This is a genomic window from Ectothiorhodospiraceae bacterium 2226 (assembly GCA_013348725.1).
Classification (GTDB): Bacteria; Pseudomonadota; Gammaproteobacteria.
In genome coordinates, this window is the sequence record CP054689.1 from 1238057 (window position 1) to 1256281 (window position 18225).

14 protein-coding genes and 2 pseudogenes are annotated in these 18225 nt (G+C 62.6%); 8 read left to right on the forward strand and 8 right to left on the reverse strand.

The window, feature by feature from the left end:
• Window positions 1-117 precede the first annotated feature (117 nt).
• A pseudogene (locus HUS23_06005) lies at window positions 118-354 on the reverse strand (IS3 family transposase).
• 54 nt (window positions 355-408) lie between these two features.
• Entirely contained in the window at window positions 409-738 is a 330-nt protein-coding gene (locus HUS23_06010) for a transposase (protein QKT03387.1), read from the reverse strand.
• Between the two features lie 179 nt (window positions 739-917).
• Here HUS23_06010 and HUS23_06015 point away from each other — a divergent pair, with 179 nt between their 5' ends.
• From HUS23_06015 to HUS23_06035, 5 genes are all read left to right on the forward strand, one after another.
• Entirely contained in the window at window positions 918-1088 is a 171-nt protein-coding gene (locus HUS23_06015; protein ID QKT03388.1) for a ribbon-helix-helix protein, CopG family, read from the forward strand.
• 12 nt (window positions 1089-1100) lie between these two features.
• Complete coding sequence (gene dcm, locus HUS23_06020; GenBank protein ID QKT03389.1) at window positions 1101-2411, forward strand: DNA (cytosine-5-)-methyltransferase; 1311 nt, start codon at window positions 1101-1103, stop codon at window positions 2409-2411.
• Window positions 2411-3985 (forward strand): ATP-binding protein, encoded by a 1575-nt coding sequence (locus HUS23_06025; GenBank protein QKT03390.1) that lies wholly within the window; start codon window positions 2411-2413, stop codon window positions 3983-3985. The genes dcm and HUS23_06025 overlap by 1 nt, the downstream gene beginning before the upstream one ends.
• 154 nt (window positions 3986-4139) lie before the next feature.
• Window positions 4140-6179, forward strand: coding sequence for a hypothetical protein (locus HUS23_06030; protein QKT03391.1), 2040 nt, complete (start codon window positions 4140-4142; stop codon window positions 6177-6179).
• A 6-nt stretch (window positions 6180-6185) separates the two neighbouring features.
• A complete protein-coding gene (locus tag HUS23_06035; GenBank protein ID QKT03392.1) occupies window positions 6186-7148 on the forward strand; it encodes a PD-(D/E)XK motif protein in 963 nt (320 codons plus the stop codon).
• A 63-nt stretch (window positions 7149-7211) separates the two neighbouring features.
• On the opposite strand, the pseudogene HUS23_06040 reads toward HUS23_06035, so the two are convergent.
• The 4 genes and pseudogenes from HUS23_06040 to HUS23_06055 all read right to left on the reverse strand — a co-directional run bounded on the left by HUS23_06040 (window position 7212) and on the right by HUS23_06055 (window position 12419).
• Window positions 7212-7403: pseudogene (locus HUS23_06040) on the reverse strand (transposase).
• 85 nt (window positions 7404-7488) lie between these two features.
• Window positions 7489-11337, reverse strand: coding sequence for a methionine synthase (gene metH / locus HUS23_06045; GenBank protein ID QKT03393.1), 3849 nt, complete (start codon window positions 11335-11337; stop codon window positions 7489-7491).
• Window positions 11338-11454: 117 nt separating this feature from the next.
• Window positions 11455-11823, reverse strand: a complete 369-nt coding sequence (locus HUS23_06050) for a hypothetical protein (protein ID QKT03394.1) — start codon at window positions 11821-11823, stop codon at window positions 11455-11457.
• Between the two features lie 161 nt (window positions 11824-11984).
• The gene (locus HUS23_06055) at window positions 11985-12419 is read right to left on the reverse strand and encodes a rhodanese-like domain-containing protein (GenBank protein ID QKT03395.1); all 435 of its coding nucleotides are present in this window, start codon (window positions 12417-12419) and stop codon (window positions 11985-11987) included.
• Between the two features lie 69 nt (window positions 12420-12488).
• Between HUS23_06055 and HUS23_06060 the strand changes: the two genes are divergently transcribed.
• From HUS23_06060 to HUS23_06070, 3 genes are all read left to right on the forward strand, one after another.
• On the forward strand, window positions 12489-13217 hold the full coding sequence (locus HUS23_06060) for a tRNA 2-thiocytidine biosynthesis protein TtcA (protein QKT03396.1): 729 nt from the start codon (window positions 12489-12491) through the stop codon (window positions 13215-13217).
• 463 nt (window positions 13218-13680) lie between these two features.
• A complete protein-coding gene (locus HUS23_06065) occupies window positions 13681-14565 on the forward strand; it encodes a lysophospholipid acyltransferase family protein (protein QKT03397.1) in 885 nt (294 codons plus the stop codon).
• Entirely contained in the window at window positions 14562-15440 is an 879-nt protein-coding gene (locus tag HUS23_06070) for a lysophospholipid acyltransferase family protein (GenBank protein QKT03398.1), read from the forward strand. Before HUS23_06065 ends, HUS23_06070 begins: the two co-directional genes overlap by 4 nt.
• Before the next feature lie 138 nt (window positions 15441-15578).
• On the opposite strand, the gene soxA is transcribed toward HUS23_06070, so the two are convergent.
• Both soxA and HUS23_06080 read right to left on the reverse strand, forming a co-directional pair.
• Complete coding sequence (gene soxA / locus HUS23_06075) at window positions 15579-16955, reverse strand: sulfur oxidation c-type cytochrome SoxA (GenBank protein ID QKT03399.1); 1377 nt, start codon at window positions 16953-16955, stop codon at window positions 15579-15581.
• A gap of 225 nt (window positions 16956-17180) precedes the next feature.
• Window positions 17181-18065 (reverse strand): fructosamine kinase family protein, encoded by an 885-nt coding sequence (locus tag HUS23_06080; GenBank protein QKT03400.1) that lies wholly within the window; start codon window positions 18063-18065, stop codon window positions 17181-17183.
• Between the last annotated feature and the right edge of the window lie 160 nt (window positions 18066-18225).

The window sequence follows — 18225 nt, forward strand, 5'->3', positions numbered from 1 at the left end:
GCGGATGAAGGTGATATCCCCGACCCACGCACGATTGGGCGCCGACGCGAGGAAACGACGCTCCAGTCTATCGGGCGCCGCCAGAGGTGTCTGGTGGTGCTCGATGATCACCCGAAAGCGGCGCTTGCGGTTGGCTTCGATGCCATCGCGCTTCCTCAGCCGCGCCACACGGTGCTTGCCACAGGGGACGCCTTCGCGGCGTAGAACATGCCAAGTCTTGAGCGCGCCGCACGCCTGTCGGTGTTCACGGTGGATGCGGCGGATCTCGATCAGGAGGGCGGCATCAGACTGCGCGCGGGCGCTAGTCCCGCGCCCCTGCCAACATAAAAGCGCTGCGCGAGACCTGTAGGGCACGGCACAATGAGGCCAAGGAGTACTGCGAGCGCGACACTGCGATGTAGGCGTACTTCACGTCAGATCCTTCGCGAAGTACGCCGCAGCTTTTTTTAAGATGTCGCGCTCCTCGGTGACCCGCTTGAGCTCTCGGCGCAGGCGTTCGATTTCGCTCTGCTCGTCAAGGGGCTTGCGGCCTGGTCCACGGAAAGCGCGATCTGTTCCAGCGACGTCGAGCTGCTCCCTCCATTTATAAAGCTGGTTGCGCGCGACTCCCAGTTCCAGCGCGAGCTGGGTCGCTGGCTTCTGGCCAAGCTCCAATAGGCGTACTGCTTCGAGCTTGAACTCTTTCGTATACCGGGTGCGCAGGCGCTCCGGATTCACCTTATTCTTCTTCGTTCCCATCGGACACCTCCTGAGGTATTGTCTACCTTCAAAAGTGTCCGAGAAAAGCGGGTTAGCTCAATTCGACCCCTCTGGTTTGACCCCTCTGGTTCTTGGTTCTCTGGTATCCTTGGTGCTAAACGGTGTAATATGATCGCGCGAGGGTCCCGCACATGCCGAGATGAATAAGAATGCCAGACATGAAGCGTTTCAGCGTGTCCCTAGACCTTGACGAGTGTGAAGAGTTACGCCGTATCGCTGCCGCACATCGGCAACCGCTTTCCCTTCAGTATGTCATCCGTTGCGCATTGCAAAGGTTTATTGACTACCACAAAGGCAAACAACTTCTTCTGCCGCTCGACCGGAAATAGAGGACGTTAAGGTTGAGCGCACATCGGTTTATTGATCTGTTTGCAGGCCTGGGAGGCTTCCATCAGGCACTCAGCGCGCGCGGGGCAGAATGCGTGTTTGCGTCCGAACTCAATCCGCAACTGTCCAATCTGTACGAGAAGAACTTTGGCATCAAGCCCGCAGGTGATATACGCAAAGTAGATCTCAAAACCATACCGGACCACGACGTTTTATGCGCTGGATTCCCCTGCCAGCCTTTTTCTAAGGCAGGAGATCAAAAGGGGCTAGAATGTCCACAGTGGGGTAATCTGTTCGGATATGTTGTAAAGATTCTCAAGTTCAAGGAACCACGTTACTTCATCATCGAGAACGTTCCCAACCTTGTGAAGCACGACAACGGGAAGACTTGGGAAACTATTTGCGACCAACTATCCGAAGATTACGACATCAGCTATCACATGCTATCGCCGCACATGTTCGGAATTCCTCAAAAGCGGGAACGGGCGTTCATCGTCGGAGACCGTCTTGGGCTTAACGGGTTTAAATGGCCAGAGCCAGCGACTTTCCCCAAAACTTCCATAAGGGACGTGCTCGACGACGAACCGGCTGATGCCCATAGCCTCAATGACAATCACGTCCGCTACCTGGAAACCTGGCAAGAATTTTTAACTGGGTTTCCCAAAGACGTAGAGCTGCCGTCCTTTCCTATATGGGCCATGGAGTTCGGAGCAACATATCCCCTAGATGGACCTACTCCCCACAAGCGGGGCTACATCGGACTTGACAAATACAAAGGAGCATTCGGGCAACCGCTCAAAGGGCTAACGCCGGATCAAGTGCGTTCTGCTCTCCCTGGTTACGCCCATACTGCCATCAACACATTTCCGGCCTGGAAGGTAGACTTTATCCTGAAGAATCGGGAACTCTACAAGAACCACAAGGTGCTCATAGATAGGCTGATCGAGAAGATTAGAACATTCCCGCCCAGCTTCCAGAAGCTAGAGTGGAACTGCAAAGGGAGCGAGCGAAACATCTGGCAACATGTCCTGCAGTTTAGGGCGAGTGGTATACGTGTTAAGAAAGAGGACACAGCACCATCGCTGATTGCTATGACGACCAGCCAGGTCCCGATCATTGCCTGGAAGAAGCGTTTTATGACACCGCGCGAATGCAGTCGTCTCCAAAGCATGGGGGAGTTGAAGCATCTTCCCGATTCTAAGGGCGATGCTTACAAGGCATTCGGCAATGCGGTAAACGTTGACGTTGTGCAGAACATTTACGATGCACTCGTCCGGCGGACGGCAGAAATGCGCGACATCGATCAGGTCATGGCGGCCGAGTGATGGCCCTTCTACAGTCAATAAATATACTCCCTGGCGTTAACGTCCTTTCTGTGCTGCCTCACCTCAACTACAAGGCCTGGTTCGCAATCGCGGAGTTCGTTGACAATGCGATTCAGAGCAGCATTGATCGTCAGAAAGAGCTACAGGCCGCGCACAAGGACACTTATAGACTCACCATTGACATAGACGTCTACCCTCATGAAGGAAGCATAACGATCCGAGATAATGCTGCAGGCATCTCGGCAAACGACTACGCACGGGCCTTCCGGCCCGCAGAAATTCCACCCAACGCCTCGGGGCTTTCCGAGTTTGGCATGGGGATGAAAAGTGCGGCCTGTTGGTTTTCTCCCAACTGGAGTGTCACGACAACGGCTCTCGGCGAGAACGTTCAGAGAGCCGTTTACTTTGACATCGACACAATTGTTGAAGACCGCATCGAAGAACTCCATGTCATTCATACGCACGTATCGGCGGAAAAGCATTTCACCGAAGTAAGGCTAGACAACATCCGGCGGTTCCCGCAGGGCAATACGATCAAGAAGATTAAGAGTCACCTCGCGAGCATCTATAGGATATTCCTGCGAGAACGAAGCTTGATCCTTCGCATCAATGGCGAAGCGTTGGTCTACGAAGAACCCGAGATCTTAGTGGCTCCCTCCTACCGGGACCCCGATGGACCGGAGATCGAGTGGAAGAAGGAAATTGAGATCGACCTCGGAGGCAACAAGTCAGCGGTTGGTTTCGTCGCCATTAGGAGAACCATTAGCAATCAGTTTGCGGGATTAGCACTGTTTCGCCGAAAGAGACTGATCCTCGGCAGCTATGATGAGACTTATAGGCCAAAAGACATTTTCGGTGCCTCGAATACTTACGCGTATTTGCGTGTCTTCGGGGAAATCCACCTTAAGGGTTTCCAAGTCAGCCATACCAAAGACGGCATTCAGTGGGAGGAGACCGAGGAGAGGTTTTTAATCAAGCTCCGCGGAGAGCTTTCGAAAGACGATTTTCCGCTGCTTCAGCAAGTCCGGGAGTACCGCAGCAAAAGAGATGTCAAGACAACACGTAAGGATGCAGCTACCGCTCTCAAGACCATGGCCGCGCGACTGCACGGCAAGGATGTGTCGAACCCATACTCAGAAGAACCGCAACCTCCGGCCCTGTCGGACACATCCGGGCAAACCAACCCCGCCCCAACACAGCTTCCCAAGATCGCGGACGCCGAGCAGGAGCGGGTTGAGTTTAAGATGCGGTTCCGAGATGAGTTGTGGATCGTCTCCATCGAGTTGTCTTACGCAGATGAAAACAGCAACTGGGTGGAGATCAGTAACCGGCCCTCGTTCACGGACCCCGAACCACGTCAGGTTACAATTCGCATCTCCATGCTTCACCCCTTCATGGCGCAGTTCCCAACGCTCGACTCCGAAAGCTTCCTCGCCGTGCTTAACGTGGCAGCCGCCATGGCTCTCGCGGAGGTCGCGGCAGGTGAGCGCGCCGAAAGACATCCCTCTGCCGTGCGCCGCTTCACGAACGAAATTCTCCGAGATCAACTTTCGAAGCCAATCTCCAATGACTAGTAAGCCCAACGTGATAGCTGTTTCCCCTGCTTCCGTGACCCATAATGGCAAGTGGTCGCCCATACAGAGGTCCGCGCTAACTGACCTCCTTGAGTCCAATCGCGATCTCTCGCCGGAGGAAAAGGAAAGGCTCGTTCAAGAGACAACGTCGATCTTGAGCGAGTGCGTCGCACCGGACGCCAGCGACGAGACCAACACGGGTCTAGTGATTGGCTATGTCCAAAGCGGCAAGACGCTTTCCTTCACAAGTTTGACCGCTTTGGCGCGAGATAATGGTTACAGGCTCGTGATCCTGCTGGCGGGCACCACTAACAACCTCGTTGAGCAGTCGTTTGACCGTCTGAAGAACGACCTTGACGTTGCGGGCGCGCGCGAGTGGAACGTCTTTACCACTCAGATGAAGGCGTTCCAGGAAAGCGAAGTCAGGCGTGTCGACAAGGAACTCGGAGCATGGCGTAGGAAAAGCGCCCGGGCAAGGACGATCATCATCGTCTCGATGAAGCAGCATCAGCATCTAGACAACCTCACCAAGCTGCTAGCGGGTTCCGACTTCTCCGATGTTCCGACGCTCATCATCGACGATGAGGGCGACCAAGCTGGCTTGAACACCAAGGCCAAGCAAGACGACGAGAGTACCACCTATGAGAGGATCAAAGCGCTTCGCGCCTTATTCCCGCACCATAGCTATGTGCTCTATACAGCCACGCCCCAGGCACCGCTGCTGATCAGCCGCATCGACGCCCTATCACCGGACTTCGGCAGAGTAATTACTCCCGGAACGAACTATGTTGGCGGGCAAGAGTTTTTTGTCGATGGTCACGATCGGTACATCGAACTGATACCAAGTTCAGATGTACCGGACAAAAATGATCCGCCCCTGCACCCGCCAGAAAGCCTCAAAGATGCGCTTCGTGACTTTTTCATCGGCGTTGCGATTGGTTTTTTAGAGGACGAGTTCAAGAAAGGTCGAAACCGCTCAATGATGATTCATCCAGCGGTTGGCAAAGATGATCACTTGATGTATGCGCGCTGGGCGCGCCAAATCAAGGATCATTGGGCTACCATACTCCAAGACCCGTCCCATCCGGAGCATACGGATTTAATCGAAGATTTCCGCGCAGCCACGAGAGATCTCCTCGAAACCTACGACACAACGCTGACGTTTGAGGACATCGAACCGGTTCTCTTTGAGGCTATGGAGGAAACGACCGTCGCCGAACTCAATACACGAGAAAAGGACCGGATAGCACCGGTTGAGTGGGCAGGCGAGTATAGTTGGATATTGGTCGGCGGCATCGGCCTTGACCGGGGCTTCACGGTCGAAGGTCTCACTGTAAGCTACATTCCTCGCTCAACCGGGGTTGGAAACGCTGATAATATCCAGCAGCGCGCGCGATTTTTTGGATATAAGAAGCGTTATCTTGGCCTATGCCGCATTTATCTGACCGAGGAGAATATAAACGCTTTCACTGATTATGTCCGCCATGAAGAAGCCATCCGCAGTCACATCCGAAAGCATTTGGATAGCGGCAAGACGCTGAAAGAATGGGTACGAACCTATCCGCTCGACGCCAGCCTGAAACCAACAAGATCATCAGTCATTTTGCTTGAAATGTATCAATCAAGGGGAAAGGGTGGGTGGATCGTTCCTAAGCATCCATTCGACGACGGTGATGTTGTATCGGAGAACCGTGAGACAGTGGATCGAATTCTAGAAAGTTTTGCGTTTTCTCCTTACGGCGAGGATGGTTGGAACGAGTTACAGATCATCCCGGCTTTTAGTAAAGACATTGTGCTATCTGACATTGTTCCTATGATCGGTCAGTTCCGCTACAAGTGGCCGGACGACACCCTGGAGCATAGCGCGCTTATGCTGAACTTGGAGCGCATGATCGCCGACGACCCGGCGATGCGGTGTACCTTCTACGCGTTTTCTGGTCCTTGGTCAGGTGTAGAGTCGAAGCGTACGCTTACCGATAAAGAGCCGTCAAAAATCAGAGCTCTCTTCCAAGGCTCGAACGCTCGTACAAACTATCCAGGAGCTCGCGCTCTGATCTCTGCCGAGACGGTGACCTTTCAACTTCACCGGTATCACGTCCAAACTGCTGACAAGAGGAGAACCATTCGCGACGTGCCTATCCTCGCTGTGCATATCCCTGACGCCCTTATGGAGCGTTTTTGGATCGAGCGATAGCTCCCTATGCTTTCTGACCTTTATATTAGCCTTTGCGATAATGTGCCTCAGCGGGAGGGCCAGATATTTGGTCTCCCGTTGGGAGCGAATGATGTGCGTTGGTTAGGCATTGACGAGAAGAGGTATCCTGCACTTCTACTCCCGGCCAGACCTGACGATATTCGCTCGGACATCGCCCTCCGGTCCGTAGATGTGGAGTTTTCGCGATTATGTGCCATCCAGGCTGCGGATGGGGCGGCGCATGAGGGCTGCTATTCGATCATCCGACTTAAAGATGCTGATGTAGATATCGTTCGGCTCTTCCTGCGCATTCTCGAAGAGAGGTTCTGTGTTGCGCCACCTCCAAGCACGAATGCAGTAATCGCCGAGAATGTTCTGGAAATCGCGTCGCTGTTCAGTCAGCTTTCTCTCGACGCGCGTGATGTTGTCGGACTTTGGGGCGAGCTTTTCGCGATAGAGTGTTCCTCCGATGTCGAAGCCGCAGTAAAGTGTTGGAGTTCGAAAAAGCTCGCGAAATACGATTTCGTCACAACTCGTTATGTCCTTGATGTCAAGACGACACTGTCACATGTGCCAAAGCATCATTTTTCGCTTGAGCAACTAAGGCCAGTAGGAGGTTATGAAGCCTACGTCTTTTCCCTTCGCCTCGTCGAGCAGCACGGCGGCTTGACCGTTGGCGAATTGATGGATCGTATCGCCGAAAAGATCACCGATCCGGAACTGCGTGGTAATTTCTTCCGCGTATGCGTGATTAAGGGTGGCCGCGACATATATCGTAGCGATTTGCGGCTTCTTCCTTTTCCGGAAGCGGACTCATTTATGTTATTCCACGCGAGTATGCTCCCAGTACCGACTATCGTGGAGAACGATCCCATCTCGAATATTCGTTTCGATGTTGACCTTTCCAGGCTTGAGGCTCTTGCGCGCGCCGAGGCCTCTCACATCTTGGCATTCAGGCCCGCGACTTAGTGGCTCGCGGGTGGAAGGGTAATCCTCCCCGTTCTTGGCAACGTCCAGAAGTAGACTAGGCCGCTAAGGCCATTTTTTCTTCGGGGTGATACTTCCCACGCCCATATTGGGCCGTTCATTGATGTAGGTCCCAAGCCAGTGGGTCGCATACTCGCGCACCTCATCCAGCGTGTCGAAGAGGTGCTGGGCGAGCCAGTCGTCACGCACCGTGCGGTTGTAGCGCTCGATGTAAGCGTTCTGTTGTGGTTTGCCCGGGATGTCGATGCCGTTGCAGTGAATGTCAGGGGCAGGTTCGAATACCGCACTGTTCGGCTGGTCGCGCGACAAACACTGCCTCTAGCTAGACGTCATATCCCAACGCAGGCGCCAACCACCGCTCCGCCTCCTCCAGCGTCATCCCTTTGCGCTCGGCGTAGCTCTCCACCTGATCCCGGTTGATCTTGCCGACCGCGAAGTACTTGGACTCGGGGTGGGCGAAGTACCAGCCGCTGACGGCGGCGGTGGGGACCATGGCGTAGTGGTCGGTGATGGTGATACCTGCGTTTGCATCAGGCTGGATGAGCTGCCACAAGAGCGCCTTTTCGGTGTGGTCCGGGCAGGCGGGGTAGCCGGGGGCGGGGCGGATGCCTTTGTATTCCTCGCGGATGAGGGCGTCGTTGTCGAGCGCCTCGTCCTTGGCGTAGGCCCAGAATTCTTTGCGCAGGCGCTCGTGCAGGCGTTCTGCGAAGGCCTCGGCGAGGCGGTCGGCGAGGGCCTTGAGCAGGATGGCGCTGTAGTCGTCGTGGTCGGCTTCGAAGCGCTTGACGTGTTCGTCGATGCCCTCGCCGGCGGTGCAGGCGAAGGCGCCCATGTAGTCGGGCAGGCCCGTCTCCTTGGGGGCGACGAAGTCGGCCAGGCATTGGTTGGGGCGGCCGGGCGGCTTTTCCTGCTGCTGGCGCAGGTGGTGCAGGGTCATGTGGACCTGGGTGCGGGCGTCGTCTTTATAAAGCTCGATGTCGTCGTCGCCCACGCTGTTGGCGGGGAATAGGCCGATGACGGCGCGCGCGGTGAGCCAGCGCTCGGCTATGAGGCGCTTGAGCATCGCCTGGGCGTCGTCGAAGAGCTTCTTCGCCTCGGCGCCGAGGGCTTCGTCGTCGAGGATCTTGGGGTAGCTGCCGCGCATCTCCCAGGCGTGGAAGAAGGGGGTCCAGTCGATGTACTGGGCCAGCTCGGCCAGGGGGTAGTTGTTCCAGCGGAGGAGGATGGCGGCTTCGGTGTCTTGGGCACGCGTGATGACGGGGTACGCGCTTTCGCGCGCTGCCCCCCCTCCCTGGCCCTTCCCGCCAGTGGGGGGGAGGGGATTAGAAGCGGGGCCCTCTCCACCGGTGAGGGGGAGGGAATTAGAAGCGGGGGCGTCGTTTGACGCTGCCGCGTCCAGGACGGCGGGCTTGGGCGGGGTGTAGCCCTCCCAGGTGATCTTGGCCTTGTTGGCGCGGGCCTGTTCGATGCTGAGCCACTTGGTGTGGCGCTGGCGGCCGGCGTGTTGTTCGCGCACCTTTTCGTAGTCGGCCTTGATGCCGGCGACGAAGCTGGCCTTGTGCTCGTGGCTGATGAGGTTTTGGGCCACGCCGACGGCGCGCGAGGCGTCTTTCACCCACACGGTGGGGTGGTCGTAGTGGGGCTCGATCTTCACGGCGGTGTGGGCGCGCGAGGTGGTGGCGCCGCCGATCAAGAGCGGTAGCTCGAAGCCTTGGCGCTGCATCTCTTTGGCGACGTGGGCCATCTCGTCCAGCGAGGGGGTGATAAGGCCCGACAGGCCGATGAGGTTCGCGCCGCTCTCGCGCGCGGTGTCGAGGATCTTTTGCGCGGGCACCATGACGCCGAGGTCGATGACCTCGAAGTTGTTGCAGGCAAGCACCACGCCGACGATGTTCTTGCCGATGTCGTGCACGTCGCCCTTCACGGTGGCCATGACGATCTTGCCCACGGCGCGGGCGTGCTCGCCCTTTTGCGCCTCGATGTACGGGATGAGGTGCGCGACGGCCTTTTTCATCACGCGCGCGGACTTCACCACCTGGGGCAGGAACATCTTGCCGGCGCCGAACAGGTCGCCGACCACGTTCATGCCGTCCATGAGCGGGCCTTCGATGACCTCGATGGGGTGGCCGACCTGCTGGCGCGCCTCTTCGGTGTCGTCGATCACGTAGGTGTCCACGCCCTTCACCAGCGCGTGCTCCAGGCGCTTTTGCACCGGCCACTCGCGCCAGGCGAGGTCCTCGGTCTTGGCGGCGCCGCCCTCGCCCTTGTAGCGCGCGGCGGCGTCGAGCAGGCGCTCGGTGGCGTCGTCGCGGCGGTTCAGCACCACGTCTTCCACCAGCTCGCGCAGCTCGGGCTCGAGCTCGTCGTACACGGCGAGCTGGCCGGCGTTGACGATGCCCATGTCCATGCCGGCCTGGATGGCGTGATACAGGAACACGGAGTGGATGGCCTCGCGCACGGCGTCGTTGCCGCGGAAGGAGAACGACACGTTGGACACGCCGCCGGAGACCAGCGCGTGCGGCAGCGCCTTTTTGATCTCGCGCGTGGCATTGATGAAATCGACGGCGTAGTTGTTGTGCTCTTCGATGCCGGTGGCGATGGCGAAGATGTTCGGGTCGAAGATGATGTCCTCGGCCGGAAAGCCCACCTGCTCGGTGAGGAGCTTGTACGAGCGCGCGCAGATCTCGACCTTGCGCTTGAGTGTGTCGGCCTGGCCCTGCTCGTCGAAGGCCATGACGATGACGGCGGCGCCGTAGCGGCGCACCAGGCGCGCTTGGCGGATGAATTCCTCCTCGCCCTCCTTCATGGAGATGGAGTTCACCACGCCCTTGCCCTGGATGCGCTTCAGGCCCGCCTCCAGGATGCTCCACTTGGAGGAGTCGAGCATGATAGGCACGCGCGAGATGTCCGGCTCGCTGGCGATGAGGTTCAGGAACTCGATCATGGCCTGCTCGCCGTCGAGCATGCCCTCGTCCATGTTGATGTCGATAACCTGCGCGCCGTTCTCCACCTGCTGGCGCGCCACATCCAGCGCCTTGTCGAACTCGCCGTTCAGGATGAGGCGCTTGAACACCGCCGAGCCGGTGACGTTGGTGCGCTCGCCCACGTTCACGAACAACGACTCGGGGCCGATGTTGAGCGGCTCCAGGCCCGACAAGCGGCACTGAGGCTCGATGTCGGGGATGGTGCGCGCCGGGAACTTGGCCACCGCCTCGGCGATGGCGCGGATGTGCGCGGGGGTGGTGCCGCAGCAGCCGCCGATGATGTTCAAGAAACCGCTCTGCGCCCACTCGGCGATCTCGGCCGCCATGGCCTCGGGCGACTCGTCGTACTCGCCGAAGGCGTTGGGCAGGCCCGCGTTGGGGTGCGCCGACACGTAGGTGTCGGCGATACCCGAGAGCTCCTCCACGTACTGGCGCAGCTCCTTGGCGCCCAGCGCGCAGTTCAGGCCGATGCTGAGCGGGCGCACGTGGCGCAGCGAGTTCCAGAACGCCTCGGTGACCTGGCCCGAGAGCGTGCGCCCGCTCGCGTCGGTGATGGTGCCCGAGATCATGATCGGCAGGCGCGCGCCGGTGTCCTCGAACAGCGTCTCGATGGCGAACAGCGCGGCCTTGGCGTTCAGGGTGTCGAAGATGGTCTCCACCATGAGCGCGTCGGCACCGCCCTCGATCAGCCCGCGCGCGGACTCGGTGTAGGCCGCCACCAGCTCGTCGAAGGTGACGTTGCGGTAGCCGGGGTTGTTCACGTCGGGCGAGATGCTCGCCGTGCGGTTGGTCGGCCCCAGCACGCCGATCACGAAGCGCGGCTTGTCCGGGGTCTTCGCGCTAACCGCGTCGGCCGCCTCGCGCGCCAAGCGCGCCGCCGCCACGTTGATCTCGTAGGCGAGGTCCTCCATGGCGTAGTCGGCCATGGCGATGCGCGTGGCGTTGAAGGTGTTGGTCTCGAGCAGGTCCGCGCCCGCCTCCAGGTAGGCGGTGTGGATGTCGCGGATCACCTGCGGCTGGGTGAGCACCAGCAAGTCGTTGTTGCCCTTGAGGTCGCGGCCGAAGTCGGCGAAGCGTTCGCCGCGGTAGTCCGCCTCCTCCAGCTTGTAGCTCTGGATCATGGTGCCCATGGCACCGTCCAGGATGAGGATGCGTTCTTTAAGGGCTTGTTCGAGCGGGCTGGTCATAGTGGGCGCAATAACTTGAAGTTAAACGCGCGATTGTAGCACGCGGGCGCCCGGCGCCCCGGGCGGGGCAAGGAACAACGCGGAAGGCGAAACCGCCCGTAAAACGGACGGGGAGTCTCAGCCGGCCAGCGGCGGCAGCACCTCGATGCGCGGCTCGCGGCGACGGCCGGGCGGCGGCAGCGGCTCCGCGACCGCTTCCTCGGGCTGCTGCTCTTCGTAAGCGGCTTCGGGCTCCACGGCCACCTCATGGGCCGGCAGGCGCCGGTCGAGCATGTCGTGCAAGAGATCGACCTGCTCCTGCGCCAGGGCCACCAGCTTGCCGAGGCCGGCGACGATCAGGCCGGTGATGAACAGCCCGCCGCTCAGCGCGAGGGTGGTGGCGATGGTGCCCCATTGCACCGCGTCGGGCGCGCCCGCGGCGGTTACGGCCGCCGCCAACAGCACCAGGAAGCCGACCACCATCAACATCCAACCTACGATTCTCAACGCCGATTCCATACTTCCCCCGAAAGGTCCAGGTTGCTGAAGACCCGTCCTTGGGTACCGACATGGACTGCTTGTCCGGCGCGCGTACGCGCTGCCTGTGAACGTGATCCGCGCGCAAGGCTTCCTACCTTGGCGTTAGCGGGCTGTTCTTCAACAGACTGCTAAGACTGCTCCCACGGTAGGCCGCGAAAGCGCCAGCCGTTGATCGTGCTGCGCTGGTGGTTCTCGTCCAGCTCGCCCTCGAAGCCCTCGGTCACGTTGTAAACGTGCTGAAAGCCGTGGCGCAACAACTCGCGGCCGGCCTCGAGCGAGCGCTTACCGCTGCGGCAGATGAGCAGAATCGGTACGCACTCCTCCTCCGCCTCGCAGGCCTGTCCGCCCAGCACCAGCTTGCGGATCTCCTTCACGAAGTTGGGATTGTGCACCCAATCGGGCTCGTCAATCCATGACACATGCACGGCTCCGACCGGATGTCCGACGAACAGGTACTCCATGGTGGAGCGCACGTCGACGAACACGGTGCGGGGATTGCGCTGGATCAGGTCGTAAGCGTCCTGCGCCGAGATGCTGTGGACCTCTGTCTGCTGCTGGCTCATACGCCGACCCGAGGGATTGGGGCGGCGCGCATACGCCCGCGCCGACCGTTGCGGTAAACTTGCCCGGCCATGGAAACACGCCCTATTACACCCCCCAAGGCCCTGCTGCGGCCGGTGGGGCGCGCGATCGCCGATTTCGACATGATTCGGGATGACGACAGTATCCTGCTGGGTCTGTCCGGTGGCAAGGACTCGCTCGCGCTGCTGCACATCCTCGCGCACCTGCAGCGCCGCGCGCCGGTGCGCTTTCGCCTGGGCGTGGTGACCATCGACCCCTGCATCGACGGTTTCGACCCCTCGCCGCTGCAGGACTACGTCGCGGCGCTCGGCATCCCGTACTTCTACGAGCGTCAGCACATCGCCGAGCGCGCGGCCGACACCATGGGCAACGACTCCTTCTGCGCGTATTGCGCGCGCATGAAGCGCGGCGCGATGTACCGCGTGGCGCGCGAGCACGGCTACAACGTGCTGGCGCTCGCCCAGCACCTCGACGATCTGGCCGAGAGCTTTCTGATGTCCGCCTTCCACGGCGGCAAGCTCGGCACCATGAAGGCGCACTACACGGTGGACGCCGGCGACCTGCGCGTGATTCGCCCGCTGGCCTACGTGCGCGAGCGCCAGACCGCCGCCTTCGCCGCCGACGCCGGACTGCCGGTGATCGGCGACAACTGCCCCGCTTGCTTCGCCATGCCCACCGAACGCGCCCATATAAAAGGTCTTCTGGCGCAGGAAGAGGCGCGCCACCACGGGCTGTTCAAGAGCCTGCTCACCGCCATGCAGCCCTTGCTCGCGCGATGAAGGAGCAGCGCATGCGGAGCTTGAACATCCCCCCGCGGCTGCGCCGCGGCCCCCTCCCCAGCCCTTCCCCGCCCGTGCGGGGGAGGGCGCAAACCCTGCGCGGCCACCGCGGCTGCGCCGCGGCCCCCTCCCCAGCCCTCCCCCGCCGGTGCGGGGGAGGGAGCAAACCCTGCGCCGTCCAACGCCCCCTCCCGCGCCCGTGGGAGGGGGCTGGGGGGAGGGCCGCTTGCGCACGCAAGCGGGGGGCCTTTAGCGTCTTGCTGCAGGGGGGAATCTCTAGCGTCTCACCGCGGCTGCGCCGCGATCCCCTCCCCAGCCCTTCCCCGCCCTTGGGGGGGAGGGAGCAAACCCTGCGCGGCCACCGCGGCTGGGCCGCGGCCCGCTCCCCAGCCCTCCCCCGCCTGTGCGGGGGAGGGAGCAAACCCTGCGCCGCCGCAACCGCAACCGCACGGCGGCCCCACTGATGCGCGCGCGGCTGATCAGCTGGGCGCTGCGCGCCCTGGCCCGGCTGCCTTTGCGCGCCGTGCACGCGGTGGGGGCGTTCGGCGGCTGGTGTCTGGCCACCTTCCCCAACCGCCAGAAGCGGGCCGCGCGGGTGAATGTGGACCTGTGCCTGCCTGAGCTGCCGGTGGTCGAACGCCGGCGCCTGGCGCGGCGCAGCCTGTACGAGACCGGTAAGGCGGGCGCCGAGGCGGCGCCGCTGCTGCTGTGGGAGGGCGCGCGCGCTTTGGAGTTGGTGCGCGAGGTGCGCGGCGAGGAACACCTGCAGCAGGCGATGGACGCGGGGCGCGGCGTGCTCCTGGCGGTGCCGCACCTCGGCTGCTGGGAGATCGTGGGGCTGTATTGCTCACCCCGCTATCCGATGACCAGCCTGTATCGCAGTCTGAAGGTGCCCGAACTCGAAGAGGTTGTGCGCGGCGGGCGTGAGCGCCTGGGGGCGCGGCTGGTCACGGCCGATGCGCGCGGGGTGCGCGCCGCGGCCCACGCGTTGAAGCGGGGCGAACTTGTGGCCATCCTGCCCGACCAGGACCCGCGCCGCGGGGCGGGGGTGTTCGTGCCGTTCTTCGGCGTGCCGGCCAAGACCATGGTGCTGCTGCCGCGCCTGGTGCATCGTACCGGCGCGGCGGTGGTGTTCGCCTACGCCGAGCGCCTGCCGCGCGGCGCCGGCTATCGGCTGTGTTTCACGCCGCCGGCGGTGGCGATCGCACCCGACGCGGATATCGAGGCCGCCGCGGCGGCGATGAACCGCGGCGTCGAGGCGTGCGTGCGCGCGCTGCCCGAACAATACCAATGGGGCTACAAGCGCTTCCGCTCCCGCCCCCCCGGCGAGACCGACTTTTACAAATGAACGACACCCTCACGCGCGCGGCGTTGCGCGCCACCGGGCTGCTGCCCCTGTCGCTGTTGCAGGGCCTGGGCGCCGCCGCCGGCTGGCTCGGCGCGCTGCTGCCCAACGGCCATCGGCGCATCAGCGACATCAACCTGCGGCTGTGCTTCCCTGGCATGGGGCGCCGCGCGCGCCGGCGGCTGATGCGCCGCAGCCTGCAGGAGACGGTGAAGGTGGCGCTGGAATGTCCCTGGGTATGGCGCGCCGGGCGCGAGACGCTGCTCGGCAAGGTGCGCGCGGTGGAGGGCCGCGAGCGACTGGACGCGGCGCTGGCCGAGGGCAAGGGGGTGATCCTCGCCTCCCCGCATCTCGGCAATTGGGAGGTGGTGGGGCTGTGGCTGTCGCACCACTACCCCATCACCAGCATGTTCCGCCCGCAACGCTCCAAGGCGCTCGACACGCTGATGCTCACCGCGCGCGAGCGCTTCGGCGCCAAGCTGGTGCCGAGCGACGCGAGCGGCGTGCGCCGTCAACTCGAGGCCCTGCGCCGCGGGGAGATCGTGGGGCTCTTGCCCGACCAGAACCCGGGCAAGGGCACCGGCGTGTTCGCACCTTTCTTCGGCATCCAGACCAACACCCCGGTGCTGCCCGGACGACTCGCGGCCAAGACCGGCGCGCCGCTGCTGTTCGTGTTCGCCGAGCGCCTGCCCTGGGGGCGCGGCTGGCGGCTGCGCTTCCAGCGCGCGCCGGCGGAGGTGGGCGCGCGCGATGCCGCGGTCGGCGCCGCGGCCCTGAATGCGGGTCTCGAGGCCTGCATCCGCGCGCTGCCGGAGCAGTATTGGTGGAGCTACAAGCGCTTTCGCCGCCGGCCCGAGGGTGAGCCACGGCTCTATTGAGCACCGCTTGGGTACCGGTACGCCGTTCGGCCGCCAGGCGGGCCGGCGCCGAGGTCCTGGTCACGCGGCTGAGGCCGCGCTCACGCCCCCACGTAGGCGCGGGTCGCGCTCGCCTGGCTACGCGCGCTTCCTGACGCCTCAGTGCGCTTGGCGCGGCACCAGCACCTCCATGCCCTGCTGCTTCGAAATGATGTAGGTCTCCAGATCAGCGTACTCGGGTGAGTCGCCCGGCAGGTAATTGGTGCCGAGCGGCGTCATGCACCACTGCATGCGCACGCGGATGTCCCATAAGGCCTGCTCGTTGGTGCGCCAGTAGGGATGGTTGATCATGCCGTCGTTCACGTTGGCGAGCATGCGTCCGCCCAGGAACTTGTCGGCTCCGCCGCGCTCGGTATGGCAGTCGGCGCAGGCGTGCTGACGTTGGCCCACCGGGCGGTGGAAAAGTTGCTCACCCCGGTCGATCGCCGCCTGCACGTTGGGGTCATCGGTCTCGAGCTGATAGGGCTGGCCGTTGGCCTGCATGCGCACCAGCACCGACATGGTGATGTTCTCCAGCCCCTGCGCGGGCAGCTCGTGACCGGTGGTCTGCGGCGAGTGCACCGCGAGGAAATCCTCGACCGACATCATGCGCTCGTGGTCGTCGAACCAGCGCGGGTAGCGTGCGCCCACATCCTCCAGCGTCGCGATCACGCCGAGCGGGCGCAGTTCGTCCGCGGGTCCGAGGGCCCCATGGCAATCGGCGCACGACTGTCCCTTTGGTCCGCGCGCGTCCCACAGCGGCACCGCGACGTCCTCGGTCACCGAGAGCCCGGGATTCTCGAACGGGTCGAGCGGATCGCCGTAGTCGGGCCGCACCACGTCGCGCGTGAACGGGTTCCACTGCTTGTCGTCGGTCACGTCCTCCGGCGTGCCGGGCGGATCGCCGGTAAGCTGCTGCAGGTAGGTCACGATATCGACGATCTCCTGCTCGCTCAGCACGCCGATCAGCCCGAGCGGGGGCATCGGCGTGTCGGTGCCGAACACGGCGCGCGGATCGTAAATGATCTGGTAGATCTGCTCGTCGGACATCTCGCGATGGCCGTAGGTGCGCATGTCCGGCCCTACATTGCCCATCGGCCAGACCTCGGGGTCCGGGATCAGATGGCACGCGACGCACGGGCCGTGATCGCGCGAGCGGAACAACTCATGGCCGCGCTCCGCGTCGCCCGCCAGCGCCGGCATCTCCACCTTGCGCGGCCCCGGGAACGTGACCGTCTCGTAGGCGTGGGTCGGGTAATCCTCGTAGTTGCCGGTCTCGCGCGCGAAACCGCCGGTCTGGTAGCGCATCTGCACGCGCTCGCCGTCGACCTCCACCACACGGCCTTGCGATTCAGGTATCGCGCGCGACTCCCACGGCGGGGGAATCTCGCCTTCGACGCGCTGCACGTCCCGCTCCTGCTCCTCGGCGGTAAGCAGGGCAGAACTCATCAACAGCAGGGGGAGAGAGAAAAGGGAAACCAGGACGCCGCTGCGCATGACGCAATCCTCCCTGGAACGGCGGGGCGCCCGGCGGGGCGTTCCGCGCGGCCGAACCGCAAGCCAGGGAGCGGCGGGTGTCCGTTCGCGGGCTTGCCGAAGAGCGGAGCGCCGCCCCTGCCTCGCGCGACAAGAACCGGCGACCCATCCTCTAGCGTAGTTCATGGTGCCTGCCGCGCCACGTCGACAGGCACTGCAAGCACCTGCTGCTGCTGAAGAAAATCGCTACGCGCGCAGCTCGGCGAGCAGGGTGTCCAGCATGCGCTCGGCCTGGGAGCGGTAGCCGCCGCCGAACAGGTTGAGGTGGTTAAGGATGTGATAGAGGTTGTACAGGGTGCGCCGCACGGCGTAGCCGGCATCCAGCGGCAGCACCTCATTGTAGGCGGCCAGGAAGTCGGCGCCGAAACCGCCGAACAGTTCGGTCATGGCGATATCCGCTTCGCGGTCGCCGTAATAGCAGGCGGGATCGAAGATCACCGGCCGACCGTCCGCGTCCGCCGCGGCATTGCCGGACCACAGGTCGCCGTGCAGCAGACTCGGATAGGGATGGTAGTCGGCGAAGAACACCGGCAGATGCTCGATCAGGCGCTCGCCCTTGGCGCGCAGTGCGGCGTAGCCGTTGCGTGCCGCCAACGCGAGCTGGAAGCCCAGCCGGTGCTCGGCGTAGAAGGGCACCCACGCCTCGGCGCGGGGATTGGGCTGCGGTGTGGAGCCGATGGTGTTGTCCCGATGCCAGCCGAAGAACGGCTGGCGCACGCGGTGCATCTCGGCCAGCGCTGCCCCGAGCCGGCGCAGGGCCGCCGCGTCGGCGCCGCGCAGATCCAACCACTCCAGCACCAGAAAACTCGCCTGCGTGTCGGCGCCCTGGCACACCACGCGCGGGACCCGGACGCTCTCGGTACGCGCCATGTCCTCCAGGCCCGCCGCCTCGGCGTCGAACATCGCTGTCTCCGCCGGGGCATTGGTCTTGACGAAGTAGCGCCGTCCATCCTCACCTTCCAGGCGCCAAGCGGCGTTGATACACCCACCGCCCACGGCGCGGTGGCGGCGGATCGTGTATGGCGCACCCGATGCCCGGCTGATCGCCTGCTCGACCGTCGTCCAATCCATTGTCGCCCCCATCGTCCACATCTCCCTTCGCCTCAGTCTAAACGAGCCGCCCCGAACCGGCTTCGCGGGCGCGCTGCACGCGGGTAACTCAGTGATCACCTAAGGGAATTCCACGACTCGACCGACGCGGCGCGGGCACCGATACTAAACGCCACTTGGG